The sequence below is a fragment of the Mycolicibacterium vulneris genome, assembly GCF_002104765.1.
Lineage (GTDB): Bacteria > Actinomycetota > Actinomycetes > Mycobacteriales > Mycobacteriaceae > Mycobacterium > Mycobacterium vulneris.
On the sequence record NZ_NCXM01000001.1, the window covers coordinates 255,149 to 274,140 of the forward strand.

General features: G+C 68.4%; 18 protein-coding genes and 2 pseudogenes. 11 read left to right on the top strand and 9 right to left on the bottom strand.

Features of this window, described 5'->3' with window-relative positions:
* Positions 1–6: 6 nt before the first annotated feature.
* On the top strand, positions 7–501 hold the full coding sequence (locus B8W69_RS01205; RefSeq protein WP_085288134.1) for a cupin domain-containing protein: 495 nt from the start codon (positions 7–9) through the stop codon (positions 499–501).
* Between the two features lie 338 nt (positions 502–839).
* Here the strand turns inward: B8W69_RS01205 and B8W69_RS01210 are convergent, their stop codons facing one another.
* Complete coding sequence (locus B8W69_RS01210; protein WP_165762527.1) at positions 840–1,448, bottom strand: TetR/AcrR family transcriptional regulator; 609 nt, start codon at positions 1,446–1,448, stop codon at positions 840–842.
* A 99-nt stretch (positions 1,449–1,547) separates the two neighbouring features.
* Here B8W69_RS01210 and B8W69_RS01215 point away from each other — a divergent pair, with 99 nt between their 5' ends.
* The 3 genes from B8W69_RS01215 to moeA all read left to right on the top strand — a co-directional run bounded on the left by B8W69_RS01215 (position 1,548) and on the right by moeA (position 4,913).
* Positions 1,548–2,609: an alpha/beta hydrolase family protein gene (locus tag B8W69_RS01215; RefSeq protein ID WP_085288136.1), complete on the top strand. Its 1,062-nt coding sequence runs from the start codon at positions 1,548–1,550 to the stop codon at positions 2,607–2,609.
* Between the two features lie 140 nt (positions 2,610–2,749).
* Positions 2,750–3,688: an SDR family NAD(P)-dependent oxidoreductase gene (locus B8W69_RS01220; RefSeq protein ID WP_085288323.1), complete on the top strand. Its 939-nt coding sequence runs from the start codon at positions 2,750–2,752 to the stop codon at positions 3,686–3,688.
* A 19-nt stretch (positions 3,689–3,707) separates the two neighbouring features.
* The gene (gene moeA / locus B8W69_RS01225; RefSeq protein ID WP_085288137.1) at positions 3,708–4,913 is read left to right on the top strand and encodes a molybdopterin molybdotransferase MoeA; all 1,206 of its coding nucleotides are present in this window, start codon (positions 3,708–3,710) and stop codon (positions 4,911–4,913) included.
* 13 nt (positions 4,914–4,926) lie between these two features.
* Here moeA and B8W69_RS31150 read toward each other — a convergent pair.
* Positions 4,927–5,447, bottom strand: a pseudogene (locus tag B8W69_RS31150) (MFS transporter); the annotation flags it as partial.
* Between the two features lie 65 nt (positions 5,448–5,512).
* On the opposite strand from B8W69_RS31150, the gene B8W69_RS01235 reads away from it, so the two are divergent.
* Genes B8W69_RS01235 through B8W69_RS01245 form a run of 3 tightly spaced genes read left to right on the top strand, consistent with a single transcriptional unit; the run spans position 5,513 to position 9,287 of the window.
* Positions 5,513–6,235 (top strand): phosphatidylserine decarboxylase, encoded by a 723-nt coding sequence (locus B8W69_RS01235; protein WP_181447308.1) that lies wholly within the window; start codon positions 5,513–5,515, stop codon positions 6,233–6,235.
* Positions 6,232–7,095 carry a CDP-diacylglycerol--serine O-phosphatidyltransferase gene (gene pssA / locus B8W69_RS01240; RefSeq protein ID WP_085288138.1) on the top strand — a complete coding sequence of 288 codons (864 nt, stop codon included), beginning with the start codon at positions 6,232–6,234 and terminating at the stop codon, positions 7,093–7,095. Before B8W69_RS01235 ends, pssA begins: the two co-directional genes overlap by 4 nt.
* Positions 7,092–9,287: an AAA family ATPase gene (locus B8W69_RS01245; protein WP_085288139.1), complete on the top strand. Its 2,196-nt coding sequence runs from the start codon at positions 7,092–7,094 to the stop codon at positions 9,285–9,287. The genes pssA and B8W69_RS01245 overlap by 4 nt, the downstream gene beginning before the upstream one ends.
* On the opposite strand, the pseudogene B8W69_RS01250 reads toward B8W69_RS01245, so the two are convergent.
* Positions 9,261–9,677: pseudogene (locus tag B8W69_RS01250) on the bottom strand (TetR/AcrR family transcriptional regulator); the annotation flags it as partial. The gene B8W69_RS01245 and the pseudogene B8W69_RS01250 sit on opposite strands and share 27 nt — an antisense overlap.
* 130 nt (positions 9,678–9,807) lie before the next feature.
* Here B8W69_RS01250 and B8W69_RS01255 point away from each other — a divergent pair.
* From B8W69_RS01255 to B8W69_RS01270, 4 genes are read left to right on the top strand one after another with little or no spacing between them, the layout of a single operon-like run.
* Entirely contained in the window at positions 9,808–11,244 is a 1,437-nt protein-coding gene (locus tag B8W69_RS01255) for a long-chain-fatty-acid--protein ligase (protein ID WP_085288325.1), read from the top strand.
* Complete coding sequence (locus B8W69_RS01260) at positions 11,241–12,698, top strand: acyl-CoA reductase (protein ID WP_085288140.1); 1,458 nt, start codon at positions 11,241–11,243, stop codon at positions 12,696–12,698. Before B8W69_RS01255 ends, B8W69_RS01260 begins: the two co-directional genes overlap by 4 nt.
* Positions 12,695–13,615, top strand: coding sequence for an SDR family NAD(P)-dependent oxidoreductase (locus B8W69_RS01265; RefSeq protein WP_085288326.1), 921 nt, complete (start codon positions 12,695–12,697; stop codon positions 13,613–13,615). The genes B8W69_RS01260 and B8W69_RS01265 overlap by 4 nt, the downstream gene beginning before the upstream one ends.
* Positions 13,612–14,196, top strand: coding sequence for a TetR/AcrR family transcriptional regulator (locus B8W69_RS01270; protein WP_085288141.1), 585 nt, complete (start codon positions 13,612–13,614; stop codon positions 14,194–14,196). The genes B8W69_RS01265 and B8W69_RS01270 overlap by 4 nt, the downstream gene beginning before the upstream one ends.
* Here the strand turns inward: B8W69_RS01270 and B8W69_RS01275 are convergent.
* Genes B8W69_RS01275 through B8W69_RS01300 form a run of 6 tightly spaced genes read right to left on the bottom strand, consistent with a single transcriptional unit; the run spans position 14,191 to position 18,973 of the window.
* On the bottom strand, positions 14,191–15,009 hold the full coding sequence (locus B8W69_RS01275; protein WP_085288142.1) for an enoyl-CoA hydratase/isomerase family protein: 819 nt from the start codon (positions 15,007–15,009) through the stop codon (positions 14,191–14,193). The genes B8W69_RS01270 and B8W69_RS01275 overlap by 6 nt on opposite strands.
* Complete coding sequence (locus B8W69_RS01280) at positions 15,006–16,028, bottom strand: TIGR03617 family F420-dependent LLM class oxidoreductase (RefSeq protein WP_085288143.1); 1,023 nt, start codon at positions 16,026–16,028, stop codon at positions 15,006–15,008. Before B8W69_RS01280 ends, B8W69_RS01275 begins: the two co-directional genes overlap by 4 nt.
* Positions 16,029–16,051: 23 nt before the next feature.
* A complete protein-coding gene (locus B8W69_RS01285; RefSeq protein WP_085288144.1) occupies positions 16,052–16,690 on the bottom strand; it encodes an LON peptidase substrate-binding domain-containing protein in 639 nt (212 codons plus the stop codon).
* Positions 16,690–17,829 (bottom strand): glutamate--cysteine ligase, encoded by a 1,140-nt coding sequence (locus tag B8W69_RS01290; RefSeq protein WP_181447312.1) that lies wholly within the window; start codon positions 17,827–17,829, stop codon positions 16,690–16,692. Before B8W69_RS01290 ends, B8W69_RS01285 begins: the two co-directional genes overlap by 1 nt.
* Complete coding sequence (sodC, locus tag B8W69_RS01295; RefSeq protein WP_085288146.1) at positions 17,810–18,475, bottom strand: superoxide dismutase[Cu-Zn]; 666 nt, start codon at positions 18,473–18,475, stop codon at positions 17,810–17,812. Before sodC ends, B8W69_RS01290 begins: the two co-directional genes overlap by 20 nt.
* Positions 18,476–18,496: 21 nt before the next feature.
* Positions 18,497–18,973, bottom strand: coding sequence for a LytR C-terminal domain-containing protein (locus B8W69_RS01300; RefSeq protein WP_085288147.1), 477 nt, complete (start codon positions 18,971–18,973; stop codon positions 18,497–18,499).
* Between the last annotated feature and the right edge of the window lie 19 nt (positions 18,974–18,992).

Consider the following 18,992-nt stretch of genomic DNA (forward strand, 5'->3'; position numbering starts at 1 on the left):
GGAACCATGTCCCTCGTCGTGCCGCCCTACCCGCCCGCCCGATATACCGAAGACGAACCGGAAATCAGCGCCTGGCTCAAGCGGGCCGATCAACCGCCCGACTATGAGACATCCGGAATGAAGTACCACTACCTGGCCAACCAACAGGACACCGCCGGCGACTACGGCCTCTACCGGGTCGACATCGCCCCGGCCGGCGGCGGGCCCCCGGCCCATTTCCACCGCGCCATGTCCGAGGCGTTCTTCGTCCTGTCTGGGACGATGAAGCTCTACGACGGCACGCAGTGGGCGGATGGCCATCAGGGCGACTTCCTCTACGTGCCGCCCGGGGGGGTGCACGGTTTTCGCAACGAGGCGGACGCGCCGGCATCGATCCTGATGTTGTTCGCGCCCGGCGCACCCCGCGAGACCTACTTCGAAGGCTTTGCGGCCCTTGCCGATATGACCGACGACGAGCGCCGGGAGTGGTTTATCCGACACGATAATTTCTGGGTGCAGTAAACCCTTGTATTAACGCGAAATTTGTTCCGCTGTAACGTTTCTGATGTTTGCTCCGACCCTGGCAACGGTGGGCGTCGGGTGTGGCCGTGCGGACGAGGAAGCCGTCGACGCGGGCTGCGGCCTGGATGCGGCAAAGAATCGATTGATCGATGAGCGCCCCGGTGATGATCAGCCTGCGGCTCAACCGCCCAAAACCCCGGAGCACAAAGGACTTTCGGCCGCGGCCACCCGCACCGGTTGCCGTGTCGGAACGCGGTACCCGGGTGAGTGGCTATCAGCGGGGTGGGCGAGGATACCGCGATCGGGCCGGGCGCGCCTGTCCCTCGCACTGTCCGTCGCTATGTCGCGGGCGCCAGGTCGCCGTTGACGTAGCGCTGCAGGCTGGGGCCGATGGCCGCGACGGCCTCGTCGTCGGACATCGACGCGATGGGCTCGATCTTCCAGACGTAGCGCATCAGCGCCAGGCCGATCGCCTGTGAAGCGATAAGGCCGCTGCGGATCAGGCGGTCGTGTTCGTCGACGCCGAGCGGTGCGGCGCCCATCAGGCTGCCGGCGACGACGCGCCGCAGCTTCTCCCGCGTGGTCGGGTCGTGCGCCGCGGTCTGCAGGATGGCGTGCAGCGTCGGTCCGACTTCCTCGTCCTCCCAGCTGTCCAGCATCAGCCTCAGCACCGCGCCGCCGAGCTGCTCCACCGGTTCAGCCCAAACCTTGGCGACGTTGTCCAGCCACTTCTGCGGCGGGTTCGTCGCCGCGTCCAGCAGCTTCTCCTTCGACCCGAAGTAGTGGTACACCAGCGCGGGATCGACGTCGGCGGCCCGGGCGATCGCGCGGATGGTGGTGCCGGCCCAGCCGTGTTCGGCGAACTCGTCGCGGGCGGCGGCCACGATCCGCGCGGCCAGCACCCCGCGTTCATCTCGCGGACCGGGAGTTATCGACCTCTTCGCCATGAGTTTCATCGTAGCGTGAATTTCCTCTTGCGTTGAGACTAGTTTCACCGTAGCGTGAGACTAGTCTCAACAGGCCGTGAAAATGAGGAGCAGGCCACCATGTACACCTACGACATCGACACCGCGGCCATGTTCGAAGACCGCACCGATCAATTCGCGAAGTTCGGCATCCCACTCGACGACATCGAGCGGGTCCGCTCGGCCGTCGACGACATGTGGACCGACGCACCCGGCGGCTGGGTTTATGAATGGTCAAGCCTGGCACGCGAATACGCCGAGCGCGCCGAACACCGGATGGCCTCCCTGATCTACGGGTGCGCCAAGTTTCCCTGCCTCACCGACCCGGCGCGCACCAAGGCGATGCAGCACCAACTCGAGCAGTTTCAATTGGCGGCCGGCGATTTTCCGGTGCAATTCGAGCGGCGCATCATCAACGTCGGGTACCGCGGCGCGTCCGTCGAGGTGCCGGTGCACCTGTACTCCGCCGACGGCGACTACCCGGCCCGGCCGGTGCTGATCGCCAGCGGCGGTGTGGATACCTGGAAGATGGACATCCACCCGTGGTGGGTCGGATTCACCCAGGGCGCGGGCGTGACCACGATGGCCTTCGACCACCCCGGAACCGGCGAGACCGCGGTCCCGCTCGACGAGCACGCCGACGAGGTGATCCACGGCCTCGCCGATTACGCGCGGACGCTCAGCGACGGCCGGGTCGCTCACTTCGGCGCGTCATTCGGCGGCAACTTCTCCGCGATGTCCGGGCTGTCCGGAATCGTCGATGCCGCAATCGATCTCGGCGGCCCGGTCGCCGCCGCGTTCGGTCCGGAGAATCTCGCGAGGCTGCCCTACGGCATGCACGACATCCTGGGCAATGCCATGCACTGGGACCACTCCCCCACACTCGACGAGCTCAGCGCCGGCGTGGGGCGCCTGAACCGTGCGGATCTTCTTGCCCAGCAGCGTAATTCGGCGATGCTGGTGATCAACGGGGCCGACGACTACTTCATCCCGCAGTCCGACACGCTGGACTTCCGGGGCCGCCGCGACACCGAGGTGCACCTGATCGAGGGCACCGGCCACGTCGCCATAAGCAAGGCTCCCGAGGTGGTGCCCAAGATCATCGCCTGGCTCCGCGGGCAAATGGCGTCGCCGGTGAGGTGACGCACCCGGCCGGTTCGCCGAACCCCAGGAAATCGCCGTCTGGATAACGGTTTTCTTTGCGGGCTCACCGCGACCCGGGCCATCGCGATGGCCATCGCCCAACCCGGCGCCGTCCGCCGCCGATGAGTATGTTTTGGGCCATGGCTTCCAACGACGCAGAGAACCGCAATTGGTCGGAGGATGACATCCCGGATCAGAGCGGCCGCGTCGTCGTCATCACCGGCGCAAACACCGGCATCGGCTATGAGACGGCCGCCGTGCTGGCCTACCGCGGCGCCCACGTCGTGCTGGCGGTGCGCAACCTGGAGAAGGGCAACGCGGCGCTGGCGCGCATCGTCGCCGCCAGCCCGCGCGCGGATGTCACGCTGCAGCAGCTGGATCTGACCTCGCTGGACGCCGTCCGGTCGGCCGCCGACGCGCTGCGCTCGGCCTACCCGCGCATCGACCTGCTGATCAACAACGCCGGGGTGATGTGGACGCCCAAGCAGGTGACCGCGGACGGCTTCGAATTGCAGTTCGGCACCAACCATCTGGGCCACTTCGCGCTGACCGGGCTGCTGCTCGACAACCTGCTGGTGGTGCGGGACTCGCGGGTGGTGACGGTCAGCAGCCTCGGCCACCGGCTACGGGCCGCGATCCACTTCGACGACCTGCAGTGGGAACACGGGTACGACCGCGTCGCCGCCTACGGACAATCCAAGCTGGCCAACCTGCTATTCACCTACGAACTGCAGCGCCGGCTGGCCGCCAAGGCCGATGCGAAGACCATTGCGGTCGCGGCACACCCCGGGGGCTCCAACACCGAGCTGGCCCGCAACCTGCCCGGCGTCTTCCGGCCGGTGAAGGCCGTGTTGGGGCCGGTGCTGTTCCAGAGCCCGGCCATGGGCGCGCTGCCGACACTGCGGGCGGCCACCGATGCGGCCGGACAGGGCGGGCAGTACTACGGCCCGGCCGGCTTCCTCGAGCAGCGCGGCCGCCCGAAACTGGTCGAATCCAGCGCGCAGTCCCACGACGAGGAATTGCAGCGTCGGCTCTGGGCGGTCTCCGAAGAACTCACCGGCGTCAGCTTCCCCGTCTGACGCGCGGATAATGGCTCCGATGCGTTCAGTCGCCGAACATCAGCGAGTCGTCAACGAGCTGGTTCGCGCGCGGCCGCCGGTCGCGGTGCCGCTGACCGAGGCCCAAGGCCTGGTCCTGGCCGAGGACGTGGTGGCGCAGCTGGCTTTGCCGGTCTTCGACAACTCCGCGATGGATGGCTACGCGGTGCGCGCCGAAGACACGTCGGGCGCCACTCCCGAACAGCCGGTGGTGTTGCCCGTCGCCGAGGACATACCGGCCGGGCGCACCGACGAGCTGACGCTGCGGCCCGGGACGGCGCACCGCATCATGACGGGCGCGCCGCTGCCGGCCGGGGCGACGGCCGTCGTTCCGGTGGAGGACACCGACGGCGGCGTGGACGTGGTGGCGATCCGCGCGCCCCGGGACGCCGGCAAGCACATCCGCCGCGCCGGCGAGGACGTCTCCCCCGGCACCACCGTCCTGCGCCGAGGTCAGGTCGTGACGCCGGCCGTGCTCGGCTTGGCGGCCGCGCTGGGCATCGCCGAGTTGCCGGTGATCCCGCGCCAGCGGGTGCTGGTCATCTCGACCGGCTCGGAGCTGGTGACGCCGGGCACCGCGCTGCTGCCGGGGCAGATCTACGAGTCCAACTCGATCATGCTGGCCGGGGCCGTTCGGGACGCGGGCGCCGCTCTGGTCGCCGTCGCAACCGCGGAAGACGAAGTGGCCCAATTCAGTTCGATCATCGACCGATACGCGGCTGACGCCGACCTGATCATCACCAGCGGCGGCGTCAGCGCCGGCGCCTACGAGGTGGTCAAGGACGCGTTCGGCCGCGAGGGCGACCAGGGCGTGGAGTTCGTCAAGGTCGCCATGCAGCCGGGCATGCCGCAGGGCGTGGGACGGGTGGCCGGCGCCACGATCGTCACGCTGCCCGGCAACCCGGTCAGCGCGCTGGTGTCCTTCGAGGTGTTCATCCGGCCTGCGCTGCGCAGGGCGATGGGCCTGCCGGACCCGGACCGCCCGCACCGCACCGCGGTGCTCGCCGAGTCGCTGACGTCGCCGCGCGGCAAGCGCCAGTTCCGCCGCGCGGTGCTCAACGACGACTCGAGCACGGTCACCAGTTACGGGCCGCCGGCGTCACATCACCTGCGCTGGCTGGCGTCGGCGAACGGGCTGCTGGACATCCCCGAGGACGTCGTCGAGGTGCCCGAGGGGACCCAGCTGCAGGTGTGGGATCTGCGCTAGCCCGCGGGCGTGGCCCCAGCACCGTCAGCTGGCCGGTCAGGCCGACGCCCGCGCCGACGCACGCCGCACCGATCAGGGCGCCCACCAACGTCCCGACGCTCCACATGCCGTGGAACCGCGCCATGACCGGAGCCCTGGCGAGCCGCTCCACCGTGCCGGCCTGGGTGTTCATCGCGACATCGAGAGCCCCCTGGAACAGCCCCCACAGCGCCAGCGCACCGAACAGCGCGGCCGCGGATCCGGACAGGCCCACCGTCGCTCCAGCCGCAACATAGCCGGCCACCGTCACCGGGATCAGCCGGTGGCTGCCCCAGCTGGGCAGCGCCCAGTGGCTGAGCAGCGTGGCCACCAGGGAGCCCAGCGGTGCGCCGAACAGCGCCGTGCGAGCGCCGCGTCGGAAAGGCCGAGTTCGGCTTTGACGTGAGGAATGTGGGCGGCCCAGGACGAGAACACCAGACCGTGCGCGATGAATACGGCGGTGACCGTGCCTTTCGCCCGGCGCAACTGCGTTGCCGGCCGATCGTTCGATTGCATGTCGAAGGGCAGCGTTCCCTCCGCGGGCGTCTACGAATCAGCTGCAGGCTCCGTAAGATGGCCGCGTGGCACGACGCCCCCGCACTATCGGCCCCTCTGCTCAGGACCCGGGCTTCAGCCCGCAACACGCGCTGGAGTTGGTGCGCTCCGCGGTCCCACCGGTGCATCCGGCCGGGCGGCCGTTCATCGGCGCCGGCCTGGCGCTGGCGCTGGTCGGCCGCAGGCACCGATGGGTGCGACGGGCGGGCCTGCTGGCCGCCGGGGCCTGCGCGGGGTTCTTCCGTCACCCGCCGCGGGTGCCGCCCACCCGGCCCGGCGCGATCGTCGCACCCGCCGACGGCGAGATCTGCGTGATCGACTTCGCCGCTCCGCCCGCCGAACTGAGCATGGGCGACGCGCCGCTGCCGCGGGTCAGCATCTTCCTGTCGCTGCTGGACGCCCACGTGCAGCGCGCTCCGGTCAGCGGCGAGGTGATAGCCGTGCAGCACCGGCCGGGCCGATTCGGCTCGGCCGACCTGGCCGCGGCGAGCACTGAGAACGAACGGACCAGCCTGCACCTGCGCACCGCCAGCGGCGCGGACGTCGTCGCGGTACAGGTCGCCGGGTTGCTGGCCCGGCGCATCATCTGCGACGCGCAAGTCGGCGACAAGCTGTCGATCGGTGACACCTACGGCCTGATCCGGTTCGGCTCCAGGCTGGACACCTACCTCCCGGCGGGCTCCGAGCCGCTGGTGAAGGTGGGCCAGCGCGCGATCGCCGGCGAGACCGTGCTGGCCGAGCTGCCATGATCAGCAAGCCGCGCGGACGGCCGGCGGTCAACCTGCAGATCCTGCCGAGCGCGATGACGGTGCTCTCCGTGTGCGCGGGACTGACCTCGATCCGGTTCGCCCTCGAACACCAGCCCAAGGCCGCGATGGCTTTGATCGCGGCGGCCGCCATCCTGGACGGACTGGACGGGCGGGTGGCCCGGATCCTGGACGCCCAGTCGCGGATGGGCGAGGAGATCGACTCGCTGGCCGACGCGGTGAACTTCGGCGTGACCCCGGCGATCGTCCTGTACGTGACGCTGCTGACCACGTCGCCGGCCGGCTGGGTGGTGATCCTGCTCTACGCGGTCTGCGTGGTGCTGCGGCTGGCGCGATTCAACGCCCTGCAGGACGACGGCAGCCAGCCGTCCTACGCGCACGAGTTCTTTGTCGGCATGCCCGCGCCGGCCGGCGCGATCTCGATGATCGGTCTCATCGGGCTCAAGCTGCAGTTCGGTGACGGCTGGTGGACGTCGCCGCTGTTCCTGTGCATCTGGATCACCGGGACCTCGATCCTGATGGTCAGCAAGATCCCGATGCGCAAGATGCACGCGGTCGCGGTGCCCCCGAGTTGGGCGGCACCCTTGCTGGCGGTTTTGGCGATCTGCGCGGCCGCGGCGGTGCTGGCGCCCTATGTCTTGATCTGGGTGATCATCGTCGCCTACCTGTGCCACGTGCCGTTCGCCATCCGCAACTCGCGCTGGCTGGCCGCACACCCCGAGGCGTGGGACGCCGAACCCAAGCAACGCCGCGCCACCCGGCGGGCGATTCGCCGGGCACAGCCCAACCGCCGGTCGGTGGCGCGGCTGGGCCTGCGCAAGCCGGGCAGGCGCTTGCCGTGAGTCGCTCCGGCGACGATGTACACCGCGCCGGCTCGGCCCGTCAGCTCACGCTGGTCGCCCGGCTGAACACCTCCGCCGTCGACTCCCGCCGCGGCGTCATCCGGCTGCATCCGAATGCCATTGCTGCCCTGGGCATTCGGGAATGGGATGCGGTGTCACTGATCGGATCGCGCACCACGGCGGCCGTAGCCGGTCTGGCCGGCCCGGACACGCCGGTCGGCACCGTGCTGCTGGACGACGTGACGCTGTCCAACACGGGACTGCGCGAGGGCACCGCGGTGGTGGTCGGCACGGTCACCGTCTACGGCGCGCGGTCGGTGACGCTGGCCGGCTCGGCGCTGGCAACCCAGTCGGTCACGCCGGTCACGCTGCGACAGGCCTTGCTGGGCAAGGTGCTCACCGTAGGTGACGCCGTCTCTCTGCTGCCCCGCGACCTGGGCCCGGGCACCTCGACGTCGGAGGCCACCCGCGCGCTGGCCACCGCGGTCGGCATCAGCTGGACCTCGGAGCTGCTGACGGTCACCGGCGTCGACCCCGAGGGGCCGGTGAGCGTGCAGCCCAACTCGCTGGTCACCTGGGGCACCGGCGTGCCGCCCGGCGCCGGGGCCACGCCGCGGATTTCGGTCGAAGTCGCCAGGCCGGAGATGGTCGTCGAGGAACTGAAAGGCACTCAGCCGCAAGCCGCCAAGCTCGTCGAATGGCTCAAGCTCGCGCTCGACGAACCACACCTGCTCAAGACATTGGGCGCCGGCGCCAACCTCGGCGTTCTGGTGTCGGGCCCGCCCGGCGTGGGCAAGGTGACGCTGGTGCGCTCGGTGTGCGGCGACCGCAGGCTGGTCACGCTGGACGGCCCGGAGGTCGGCGCGCTGGGCGCCGAGGACCGGCTCAAGGCCGTGGCTTCGGCGGTACAGACCGTCCGTGACGGTGGCGGCGTGCTGCTGATCACCGACGTCGACGCCCTGCTGCCGGCCACCGCCGAGCCGGTGGCCTCGCTGATCCTGGGCGAGCTTCGTAACGCGGTCGCCAGCGAGGGCGTCGCCCTGATCGCCACCTCCGCGCGACCCGACCAGCTCGACGCCCGGCTGCGGGCCCCCGACCTGTGCGACCGCGAGCTGGGCCTGCCGCTCCCCGACGCCGGCACCCGCAAAGCCCTGCTGGAGTCGCTGCTGCGCAATGTGCCCACCGGCGAACTCAATCTCGACGAAATAGCTTCGCGTACACCGGGTTTCGTCGTCGCCGACCTGGCCGCACTGGTGCGCGAGGCGGCGCTGCGGGCGGCGTCGCGGGCCAGCGCCGACGGCCGGCCGCCCGAAGTGAAACAAGAGGACCTGGTCGGTGCGCTGACCGTCATCCGGCCGTTGTCCCGCTCGGCCAGCGAGGAAGTCAGCGTCGGCAACATCACCCTGAGTGACGTCGGCGACATGGCCGAGGCCAGGCAGGCGCTGACCGAGGCCGTGTTGTGGCCGTTGCAGCATCCGGACACGTTCGCCCGGCTGGGGGTGGATCCGCCGCGCGGGGTGCTGCTCTATGGGCCACCGGGCTGCGGCAAGACCTTCATCGTGCGGGCGCTGGCCAGCACCGGACAGCTGTCGGTGCACGCCGTCAAGGGCTCCGAACTTATGGACAAATGGGTCGGCAGCTCGGAAAAGGCTGTGCGCGAACTATTCCGGCGCGCCAGGGATTCGGCGCCGTCGCTCGTCTTCCTCGATGAGGTGGACGCGCTGGCGCCGCGGCGTGGGCAGAGCTTCGATTCGGGCGTGACCGATCGAGTGGTGGCCGCGCTGCTGACCGAGTTGGACGGTGTCGACCCGCTGCGCGACGTGGTCGTGCTGGGCGCCACCAACCGGCCGGATCTCATTGACCCCGCACTGCTGCGCCCGGGCCGACTGGAGCGGCTGGTCTTCGTCGAGCCGCCGGACGCGGCGGCCCGCGGCGAAATCCTGCGCACAGCAGGCAAATCCATTCCGCTGAGCGCCGATGTCGATCTGGACGAGGTGGCGGCCGGACTCGACGGATACAGCGCCGCCGACTGCGTGGCGCTGCTGCGGGAGGCCGCGCTCAGCGCCATGCGCCGATCCATCGACGCCACCGACGTGACGGCCGCCGACCTCGCGGCGGCGCACGAAAATGTCCGTCCCTCTTTGGATGCCACGCAGGTCAAGGCGCTACGGGCGTTCGCCAAAGCTCTGTAGCACGGCCAGCGCCGACGCCGCTACATCCTTTTCCAGCCAGCTCGGCATCGGGTCGTCATGCGCATGGCGCCGCACCACGGCGTAGGGCAGGTCGGTCACCGCTCGCGCGACAGCGTCGACGGATCGCGGCTTGGCGTTGCCATAGAGCTGGCGGGCCAACGCCGCGACGCGCTGCGTCAGTGGGGCGTTCATCGCGGCGAGCGTCCGCTGGAATGCCGCGTCGGGCTCTTCGTCGAGCAGGTCGCCGGGCCGGACCATCAACAACAGCCGCGCATCCTCGGGCAGGGCGCGCGAAGCCGACGGCGGCCACGGCCATCGCCACGGCGGTGGCGTCGGGCCATCTCCCTCGGCCGCCAGCGCCCGCGCCTGGAAGCGTTCGAGGGCCCGCAGCCGCAGCGCCCGCCGGGGTTGCGTCCCGGCGACGCGAGCCTAGTTTTGCAGTTTACTGCAATATTGCCTACAACTGCATATTGTGGCTATGGTGGCCTTTCAGGGGCGGCAACGAATCGAGGAATCCCTGATGACGGTCACGGAAAACACGGCACTTCCCGTGCATGAATTCATGAACGATCCGATCGGCTTCTTCGGCCAGTCCTACACGCAGATGCACAGCATCGGCCGCACCGAACTGGAAGGGCTGCAGCGCCAGGCCATGCGCATCCGCTTCGCCGAGCACTACCAAAGCATCGAGATCCTGCGCAAGCTGGCCGACCGACTGGGCATCAGTGCGCTCGGTCAATTCAATGACGTTGTGCCGCTGCTGTTCTCGCACACCGCCTTCAAGTCCTACCCGGGGGCGCTGATCGACAAGAAGCGCTTCGACCTGATGACCGTGTGGCTGGACAAGCTCACCAGCTACGACCTGGCCGGCGTGGACACCACCGGCTGCACCGGGATCGACGACTGGATCGACCGTCTCGACGAACAGACTCCCCTGGAGGTCATCACCTCCAGCGGCACCACCGGTACCATCTCGATCTTGCCCAAGGACAAACGCGGCGCCGAAGAAGGCATGACGCTGTGGAAGATCTGCCTATTTCAGACTTTTGGTCGCGAACCGACGGAGGCAGAGCTCAACCCGTCGGTCGACGTGGTGTGGCCCAACTTCGCCAGCGGCAAGCTCGGCCATCTGCGCATCGCCGATATGATCAAGCGGGGTTTCACCGGCGGCGACGAGACCAGATTTCACGCGCTGTATCCCTTTGCGGTGGACACCGATTTGATGTTCCTGGCCTCCAAGATGCGTGCGGCGGCGTCGCGCGGCGAACTCGATCGGCTCGAGATCGATCCAGCGCTGGCCGCCCGCAAGGACGAGTTCATCGCGATGCAGGCGCGCCAGGCCGAGGACATGGACGCGTTCTTCACCCGCATCACCGACCAGCTGCGCGGCAAGCGGGTGTTCATGCTGGGCACCTACCACCTGATGTACGACATCGCCAAGGCCGGACTGGACCGCGGCGTGCGCAACGTCTTCGCTCCCGACTCGGCGATTCTCACCGGCGGCGGCATGAAAGGCGTTGCACTGCCGAACGATTTCATGGACGTCATCAGAGACTTCCTCGGCGTCGACCGAATTCAGGTCGGTTACGGCTTCTCCGAATCGAGCACCTTCCACTGGGGATGCAGCCAGGGCCGCTACCACGTGGCGCCGTGGGTCATCCCTTTCGTACTGGACCCCGATACCAGCGAGCCGCTGCCCAGGACCGGCCTGCAGACCGGCCGCGCCGCCGTCTACGACATCCTGCTGCGTGCCCACTGGGGTGGTGTCATCTCCGGCGACGAGGTCACGATCAACTGGGATCTGCACTGTCCGTGCGGGCAGGCCAGCGTCGCCTTCGAGAAAGACATCATCCGCTACAGCGAGAAGCAGGACGTCGAGGACGACCGGATCACCTGCGCCGCAACACAGGAGGTGCACGACGAGGCGGTCAACTTCATGAAGGGCGTGGAGCTGTGATCGCGTACACCGTTCCACTGTTCCTGCGGGGCCGGGTCATCACCGACGACCTGGTGCCATTCGCGACCCGGATCGGCGCCTCGCAATTCCAGGCGCCGGACATGAGCAAGCACGTCGAGCGCCTGCCGCTGAAAAGCCCCGGCCAGATGAGCGACCTCTACGAGCTGAGCTTCGACGAGATCCTCGATGTCCTCGCCGCCCTCGGCGACGCGCTGAACTTCGAAACGAACACCCACCTGCAGGAGGCCTACGAGGCCTCGTTGGTTGCCAACGTGTTGCCGGCGGAGATGCTCAAGAACAGCTATCGCGTTCTGCCCCCGTTGTTTTCCCGCACCAACGTCACCGAAATCGCCGACACCCAGGTCGGGCTGGATTACTTGAACGGTTGGGTGCCGCAGACCTTGAGCGACGGCCGTGAATTGCGGGTGCGTGCCTTCGGGTCGCGCGTGCTGCACATCCCGGCGGGCAACGGCGGCCTGGTCTCGGCAGTGACCATCCTGCGTTCGGTGATCACCCGCTCCGACGTCATCATCAAGGCGCCGTCCAACGATCCCCTCACCGCGATCGCCATCGCCCGCACCCTGGCCGACGTCGCACCGGATCATCCGATCACCAGACATCTGGCCGTCGGCTACTGGAAGGGCGGCGATCTGGCCGTCGAGGAGACGCTTTACCAGCCCCACCACATCGAAAAGATCGTGGCCTGGGGCGGATTGGCGTCGGTCAGGCACGTGACCCGCTACATTCAACCCGGTCTGGAGCTGATCGCGCTGGACCCCAAACGCAGCTCGACCATCATCGGTGCAGAGGCATTCGCGGACGACGAGACACTGCGCGAGGTGGCCCGCCGCGCGGCGATCGACATCGGCGTGGCCAACCAGGAAGGCTGTGCCAACGCCCGGGTCATCTACGTGCTCACCGGAACCGACGCCGCGGGCCTGGCCAACGCCAACCGGCTCGGCGAACTGATCTACCGCGAACTTGTCCGCCTGCCCGCGGTCATCAGCACCGCGCCGCGCTACCCCAACCGTGAACTGCTCGACCATGTCGAGGCCTCGCGAATGGCAGAAGATTTCTATCGCGTGGTCGGCGGCGAGCAACGCGAAGGTGCCATCGTCGTCTCGCAAATCGACGAACCGGTCGATTATTCGCCGATGTTGTCAGGTCGGGTCGCGAACATCGTTCCGGTGGATAGCATCGACAAGGTGACCGCCGCCGTGAATGCCTACACGCAGACCATCGGCATCTACCCCGAATCGCTCAAGCGCCGGCTGCGCGACACCCTGCCGTTGTTCGGCGCGCAGCGACTGACCAGCCTGGGGTATGCCTGCAGCGTGGCACTCGCCATGCCGCAGGACGCCATCGAGCCGATCCGGCGGATGTGTAAATGGATCGTCGACGAGGAATGCGATCCGAGCTTCGTCGTCCCGCTGTGGCAGGCCGCACCGGCATGACCGACCGCCCCACCGCACTTGACGTCGTCGATGGAATCGACCTGTCCGGCAAGACATGTGTCATCACCGGGGCGTCGTCGGGGCTGGGCCGCGAGTCGGCCCGGGCGCTCGCGGCCGCGGGGGCGCACGTCATCCTGGCCGCCCGCAATCGCGATGCGCTCGCGGAGACCGCCCAGTGGATCGCGGCCGAGATACCCGGCGCCCGGACCTCTGCGGTGCAGCTCGACCTCACAGCGCTATCCAGCGTTCGCGCGGCGGCAAGCGCGATCGGTGACATCACGCCGGTGGTGCACGTCCTGATGAACAACGCCGGCGTCATGTTCACCCCATTCGGCCGCACCCGGGACGGCTTCGAATTACAGATCGGGACAAATCATTTCGGGCACTTCGAACTCACCCGGCTGCTCGTCCCCCAGCTCGCCGCGGCCGGGAACGCCCGGGTGGTCATCCTGTCCTCGGGCGGCCATGTGATGGGTGACTTCGACTTCGGCGATCCCAACTGGGAGCGCCGTGAGTACGACAAGTTCGTCGCCTACGGCGCCTCCAAGACCGCGAACGTCCTGCACGCGGTGGAGGCCGACCGGCGCCTGTGCGACTTCGGGATCCGCTGCCACGCAGTGCATCCCGGCACGGTGGCCACCTCGCTCGCGCGCCACATGTCCCGCGAGGACTTCTCGCAGCTGCGTATGTTCGCCGCCGAAAACAGCCCCGAGCCCTCCGACGGCTTCCTCGACTTCGTCATGCCCGAACAAGGCGCGGCCACCCAGGTGTGGGCCGCCGTCAGCCCCGAACTTGCCGGCCGCGGCGGCCTCTACCTCGAAGACTGCGCAGTCAGCGCGGCGGCACCGCACGCCCGCGACGAGCGGCGCGCCGCCGAACTGTGGGACCTCTCCGAGAAGCTCTGTGGCACAGCATGAGTAGGATCGAGCGACGCAAGCGCGAGGTGCGGGAGCGGATTCTGACGGCCGCCTTCGATCTGTTCTTGGATCACGGTGTCGGGGCCACCACCATCGAGGAGATCTGCGAACGCGCCGACGTGGCGAACCGAACGTTCTTCAATCATTTCGCCACCCGGCAGGACATGGTCCGCGCCCTGGCCGAGCAGCGGCTGGTCAACCTGCACGACGTGGTGTTCGATCGCGCCGACGAGGCGATCCCGGCGCGGCTTGTGGGTGTGTTCGACGACATCGCCGCGACGCTGGCCGGATCGGGCGACACCTACCGCGAGATGATCGGGGAAATGCTGGCCACCAGTGGCTACGGCATCCAGCGCGGATCCAACCTGCACGACACGTTTGTCGAGCTGGTCAAGGAGGGGGTCGCGCGCGGAGAGGTGAGTCCGCGCCACGACGCACAAACCTTGGCGGACATCATGGTTGGCGCCCTGTCCGGCGGCATCCTCAACTGGACTCTGGACCGGACCTATTCGCTCGATACCAACCTGCACAACCTCGGTGCCGCATTGGCCGAGTTGCTCACCGCGGACGCCGGTTCATAGCTCGGGAAGCGGAGTCCATTCGCGGGACAGCTGTGCGGTGAAGCGTGGCGCACGGCGATCGAGGAAGGCGGCGACGCCCTCAGCGGCATCGGCGCCGCCCATCACCCGTTCGTGCAGAAGGGTTTCGAGCGCGGCGACCTGTCGCGGCGTGTAGCGATTGATCGCGGTGTCCCACAGCAGGCGCTTGCACAGCGCCGCCGACATCGGCGCCACGTTGACCGCGATGTCGCGGGCGACGGTCAGCGCGTGGTCGAGCACCCGCTCGGCGGGCAACGCTCGGTTGGCGACCCCGAGCGCGGCGGCCTCGGCACCGCCGAACGTGCGCCCGGTGAGCAGGATGTCGGCGGCCACCCCCAGGGTGGTCAACTGGGTCAGCGTCCAGTGCGCCATACAGTCGGGCAGCACACCCCGGCGAACCTGCACCACACCGTATTTCGCGTCCGCGGCGACGATGCGGATGTCGGCCTGCAGCGCGATGGTCAGCCCGATGCCGATGGCGTGGCCGTTGACCGCGGCGATCACCGGTTTGCGCAACTCGAACGCCGCCGGGGTGATCGGCGAGGCCGAGAACGTGCCGTCGTCCGCGGGTGCGTCGAACGGGCTTGCGTCGCCGGAGAAATCGGCCCCCGCGCAGAAGGCGCGCCCGGCGCCGGTCAGCACGATGGCCCGGACGTCGTCGTTTTCGTCGCACTCCCGGTACGCGCGGCCCAGCAGCCCGCCCATCTCGGCGGTGTAGGCGTTGAGACGGTCGGGCCGATTGAGCGTGAGTACCGCGACGCCCGAATCGATTTCGACGGTCAGGTCGGTGCTCATGGCAGCGCGGGCACCCGGTGCAGGGCACCGATCATGTCAGCGACGTCCGCGGGGCGGGGGGTGTAGCCCGGGAAGTAACAGCACACCTCGTCGGCGTGCTCACCGAACCGGGCGGCGATCTGCTCAGCACACTGCTCGGGCGTTCCCACGATCCCGATCCGGGCCACCATCTCGTCGGTGACCAGCCCACGCATCTCGGCGAAGCGGCCCTGCTTGGACAGCGCGTTGAGTTCGGGCTGGACGTCGTCCCAACCCTCGACCTGCAGCACGGGCAGGTACGCCGGCGTGGAGCCGTAAAACGCGATGAGGGAGGCGACCCCGTCGATCGCGGTCGCCAGGTCGGCCTCGTCGCGGCCGACGGCCACCATGGCCTGGGCGATGATCTGAAACTCCCTCAAGGGCCGCCCCGAGCGGCGCAGCCCCTCACCAATGGCGGGCACGGTGCGCTCGGCGAAATGACGGGCGCTGTTGAACGGCATCACCAACAGGCCGTCGGCAACCTCGGCGGCGGTGCGCGTCATCACCGGACCCAGCGCTCCGAGCAGCACCGGCGGCGGTCCGAAGGGGTTGGGGCCGGGATTGAAGTTGGGCGCCATGATGGTGTGCGTGTAAAATTCACCGCGGAAGTCCAAGCGGGCCTTGCCTTCCCACGCGGCGAAGATCGCCTTGATGGCGCCGATGGCTTCGGCCATCCGCGGTGCGGGCCTGTCCCAGCTGCTGCCATAACGCTTCTCGATGTGCACCTTGATCTGCGAGCCGAGGCCGAGCCGGAACCGGCCGCCGCTGTAGAGCTGTAGGTCGTAGGCGGAGTGCGCCATGTGTAACGGGCTGCGCGGCGGGGCGATCGCCACGTTGGTCATCAGGTCCAGGCCCGTCGTCCCGGCGGCGATCAGCAGCGGGAAGAAGACGTCGTGCTGGCCCTCGAAGGTGAACAACCCGTCCGCGCCCGTCGCGGCGATCTCGGCGGCACTCGCCGCCGCCTGCGCCGGCGAACCGCTGACCTGAAGCTGTACCTTCATGCACCCGTCCTTACCCTGCCCGGTCATTCGGAAAGCTGAAACTCCACCACCTCGGCGACCGCTGCCACGGCCTCGCGCAACGCGACGAGGCGGGCGGCGGCCGTCGGCGCCGACAGCACCGAATAGCGATCGGCCGTGCCGATCGGGATGCGAGATGCCAACGCGAACAGTCGCTTTCCCGCCGGACCGCCCCGGTCGTCGCCCAGGATCACCTCGCGGCCCGGGAGCTTGATGTCGCGCGCCTGCGCGATCCGCTCGAACAGCGCCATGGCCCGGTCTTCGACGTCGAGCAATTGATCGTCCGTCACCGCATCGCCGGGCTCGTCGGGCCACGTCGTGACCCTCGCCCGGGGATACGGGTCGTCAGGCAGCCACTCCGACACCCGAATGCGTTCCCCGGTGCGGCAATTCAGCACGTAACGGCCGGCGCCTTGATCGGCGCACTCGGTGATCCGGGACAGGACGCCGACGTCGCAGCGCGCATCCCCGCCACCGACCTCACGCCCGCGCGAGATCAGCACCACCCCGAACGGGTCGCCGGTGTCCATGCAGTGCCGCACCAGCGCGCCATAGCGCGGCTCGAAGATCCGCAACGGCAGGTCCTGGCCGGGCAGCAGTGCCGATTCCAGCGGAAACATTGCCAGCTCAAGGGGTTCCGTCATCAGATTTCCAGTTCGGCCACCAGCGCATCGACCACCGCACGCAGGTCGCCGTCGTGTTCCTCGGCCACCCGGCGCTGCCGCTGGTAGGAGGCACCCTGCCGGGGGATGTCGGCCACCGCGGCCAGCTCGTCGACACAGTTCAACTTCCTGGCCACCGGCTCCAGCCGGTTCAGCACCTCGTCGAGATCCTCGGTGACCAAGCGCTCGTTGCTGTCGGCGTCCAGGATGATCACCGCGTCCAGGCCATAGCGGGCGGCGCGCCACTTGTTCTCCTGGTTATGCCAGGGCGGCATGCTCGGCAGCGACTCGTCGGCTTCCAGCCGGCGATCCAGATCGACCACCAGGCAGTGCGTCAGCGCGACCAGCGCACCCAGCTCGCGCAGGTTGGACACGCCGTCGCAGATCCGCATTTCGATCGTGCCCAGATGCGGGGAAGGCCTGATGTCCCAACGCACTTCGTCGACGTGGTCGATGATGCCGGTCTTCTTCTGGTCGTAGACGAAGCGTTCGAATTCCGCCCATGTCTGGAATTGAAACGGCAGCCCCGCGGTGGGCAGCTGCTGAAACATCATCGCCCGGTTGCTGGCGTATCCGGTGTCCACGCCCGTCCACCACGGCGACGACGCCGACAGCGCCAGCAGGTGCGGGTAGTAGTTCAGCAGCGATGTCATGATCGGCATCACCTTGTTCGGCGACGAGATGCCGACGTGCACGTGCACACCCCAGATCAGCATCTGCCGACCCCACCATTGGGTGCGCTTGATCAGTTCGGCGTAGCGCGGGGCGTCGGTCAGCTTCTGAGAAGTCCACTGCGCGAACGGGTGTGCGCCGGCGCAGAACAGCTCCATGCCTCGCTCCCGCACGACGCGGCGCGCCGGGCCCAGGGTCTGCCGCAGATCCTCCATGGCCTCGCCCGCGGAGTGGCAGATGCCGGTGACCACCTCGACGGTGTTGCGCAGCAATTCCTTGTGTACACGCGGGTTTTCGCCGATCTCGGCGATCACCGCGGTGGCCTCGTTGCTCAGGTCGCGGGTGTGCGCGTCGACGAGGGCGAACTCCCACTCGACCCCGAGGGTCGGCCGTGGCGAACGGGCGAAGTCGATGTGGGTGTTGGCCCTGCTAACCGGCACCGATGACACCGCACGCCACCCGCTTGCCGGGGTCACCGGTACTCATCGTCATATCGTTGGGGCCCGGATTGGTCTGGTTGTTGCTTCCGGCGTTGGCGGAGTTGGCCGCACCGGCGTGAATGATGATCGCGGTCTTCTGCCCGGCAACTAGATCCTCCATGGCGAACGCGTCCGTGGTGGTGATCAACGTGCCGGAGCCGTCCTGGCGCACCAGCAAGGAGGGCAGGGCTCCACTGGCCGGCTCGGCGGTGTGCCCGGGCGCCTGGAAGTGGTCGCCGGCGGACAGGAAGTCGCCGGGCGTGCCGCCGGTCGGGGCGACCGAGTTGGGCTCGCACTTGCCGACCTGGTGGATGTGCACATCGTGGAAGCCCGGCGTGAGCACGCCGTTGGCGGTCGTCTCGATGGTGACGGTGGCGTAGCCGTTGCTGAATTCGAACATCGCGGTGGCGACCTGGGTGCCGTCCGGCGCCTTCAGGTGCGTGGTGATACTCAGCGCGGTCGCGGGCCCGGGCTCCGCAGCTTTGGCGGCCGAGGGCGACGATGATCCGGTCCAGATCGCGGGAGTGGTGCCCGGAACCGACGACACGTGCTCGGGTGACGAGCAGGCACCCAGCAGCACGACTCCACCGGCCAGAACCAGAGGCAGCGTACGCATAGCCAGCAGCCTATCGCCTACCTAGCCCGCGACAAGGACGATGACACCCGGCGGCTCGCCACTGAGTGCGGGGATTCGCGGTTCGACCGGCGCGCCCAGATTCTTGCCCACCGCATCGGCGGTTGCGTGCTCGTCGCCGGCGTCGGTGTAGTAGACCGTGGTGGCCGAGACGTCGGGCACGGCCATGTTGTCGACCTTGGTGACTTTGAATCCGGCGGACGTCAGCTGGTCCTTGGTGCGCGCGGCGACACCCTCTTTCGAGGAGATGTTGTAGATCTGCACATCGGCCTGGGTGCTCGCCGGCTTGTTGGTGGCGGATGTCGACGCCGAGCTGGCGGCGCTCGTGCTGGACACCGCCGACGCCGAATCGTCGTCAGAGCTCCCGGAAGAACCCAGAGCCTGCCAACCGAGCAGCAGGAAAATGACACCGAGGAACAACAGCACCATCACCATTGCCCGCAGTGGCAGCCCAGTGGAGTCGGGAACTCGTTCTTTCATCGAGCCCTACTGTAACGAG

Coding starts and splice junctions, on each gene's coding strand:
- B8W69_RS01205 (WP_085288134.1), top strand. CDS start 7: ATGTCCCTCGTCGTGCCGCCCTACCCGCCCGCCCGATATACCGAAGAC.
- B8W69_RS01210 (WP_165762527.1), bottom strand. CDS start 1,448: ATGGCGAAGAGGTCGATAACTCCCGGTCCGCGAGATGAACGCGGGGTG.
- B8W69_RS01215 (WP_085288136.1), top strand. CDS start 1,548: ATGTACACCTACGACATCGACACCGCGGCCATGTTCGAAGACCGCACC.
- B8W69_RS01220 (WP_085288323.1), top strand. CDS start 2,750: ATGGCTTCCAACGACGCAGAGAACCGCAATTGGTCGGAGGATGACATC.
- moeA (WP_085288137.1), top strand. CDS start 3,708: ATGCGTTCAGTCGCCGAACATCAGCGAGTCGTCAACGAGCTGGTTCGC.
- pssA (WP_085288138.1), top strand. CDS start 6,232: ATGATCAGCAAGCCGCGCGGACGGCCGGCGGTCAACCTGCAGATCCTG.
- B8W69_RS01255 (WP_085288325.1), top strand. CDS start 9,808: ATGACGGTCACGGAAAACACGGCACTTCCCGTGCATGAATTCATGAAC.
- B8W69_RS01265 (WP_085288326.1), top strand. CDS start 12,695: ATGACCGACCGCCCCACCGCACTTGACGTCGTCGATGGAATCGACCTG.
- B8W69_RS01270 (WP_085288141.1), top strand. CDS start 13,612: ATGAGTAGGATCGAGCGACGCAAGCGCGAGGTGCGGGAGCGGATTCTG.
- B8W69_RS01275 (WP_085288142.1), bottom strand. CDS start 15,009: ATGAGCACCGACCTGACCGTCGAAATCGATTCGGGCGTCGCGGTACTC.
- B8W69_RS01280 (WP_085288143.1), bottom strand. CDS start 16,028: ATGAAGGTACAGCTTCAGGTCAGCGGTTCGCCGGCGCAGGCGGCGGCG.
- B8W69_RS01285 (WP_085288144.1), bottom strand. CDS start 16,690: ATGACGGAACCCCTTGAGCTGGCAATGTTTCCGCTGGAATCGGCACTG.
- sodC (WP_085288146.1), bottom strand. CDS start 18,475: ATGCGTACGCTGCCTCTGGTTCTGGCCGGTGGAGTCGTGCTGCTGGGT.
- B8W69_RS01300 (WP_085288147.1), bottom strand. CDS start 18,973: ATGAAAGAACGAGTTCCCGACTCCACTGGGCTGCCACTGCGGGCAATG.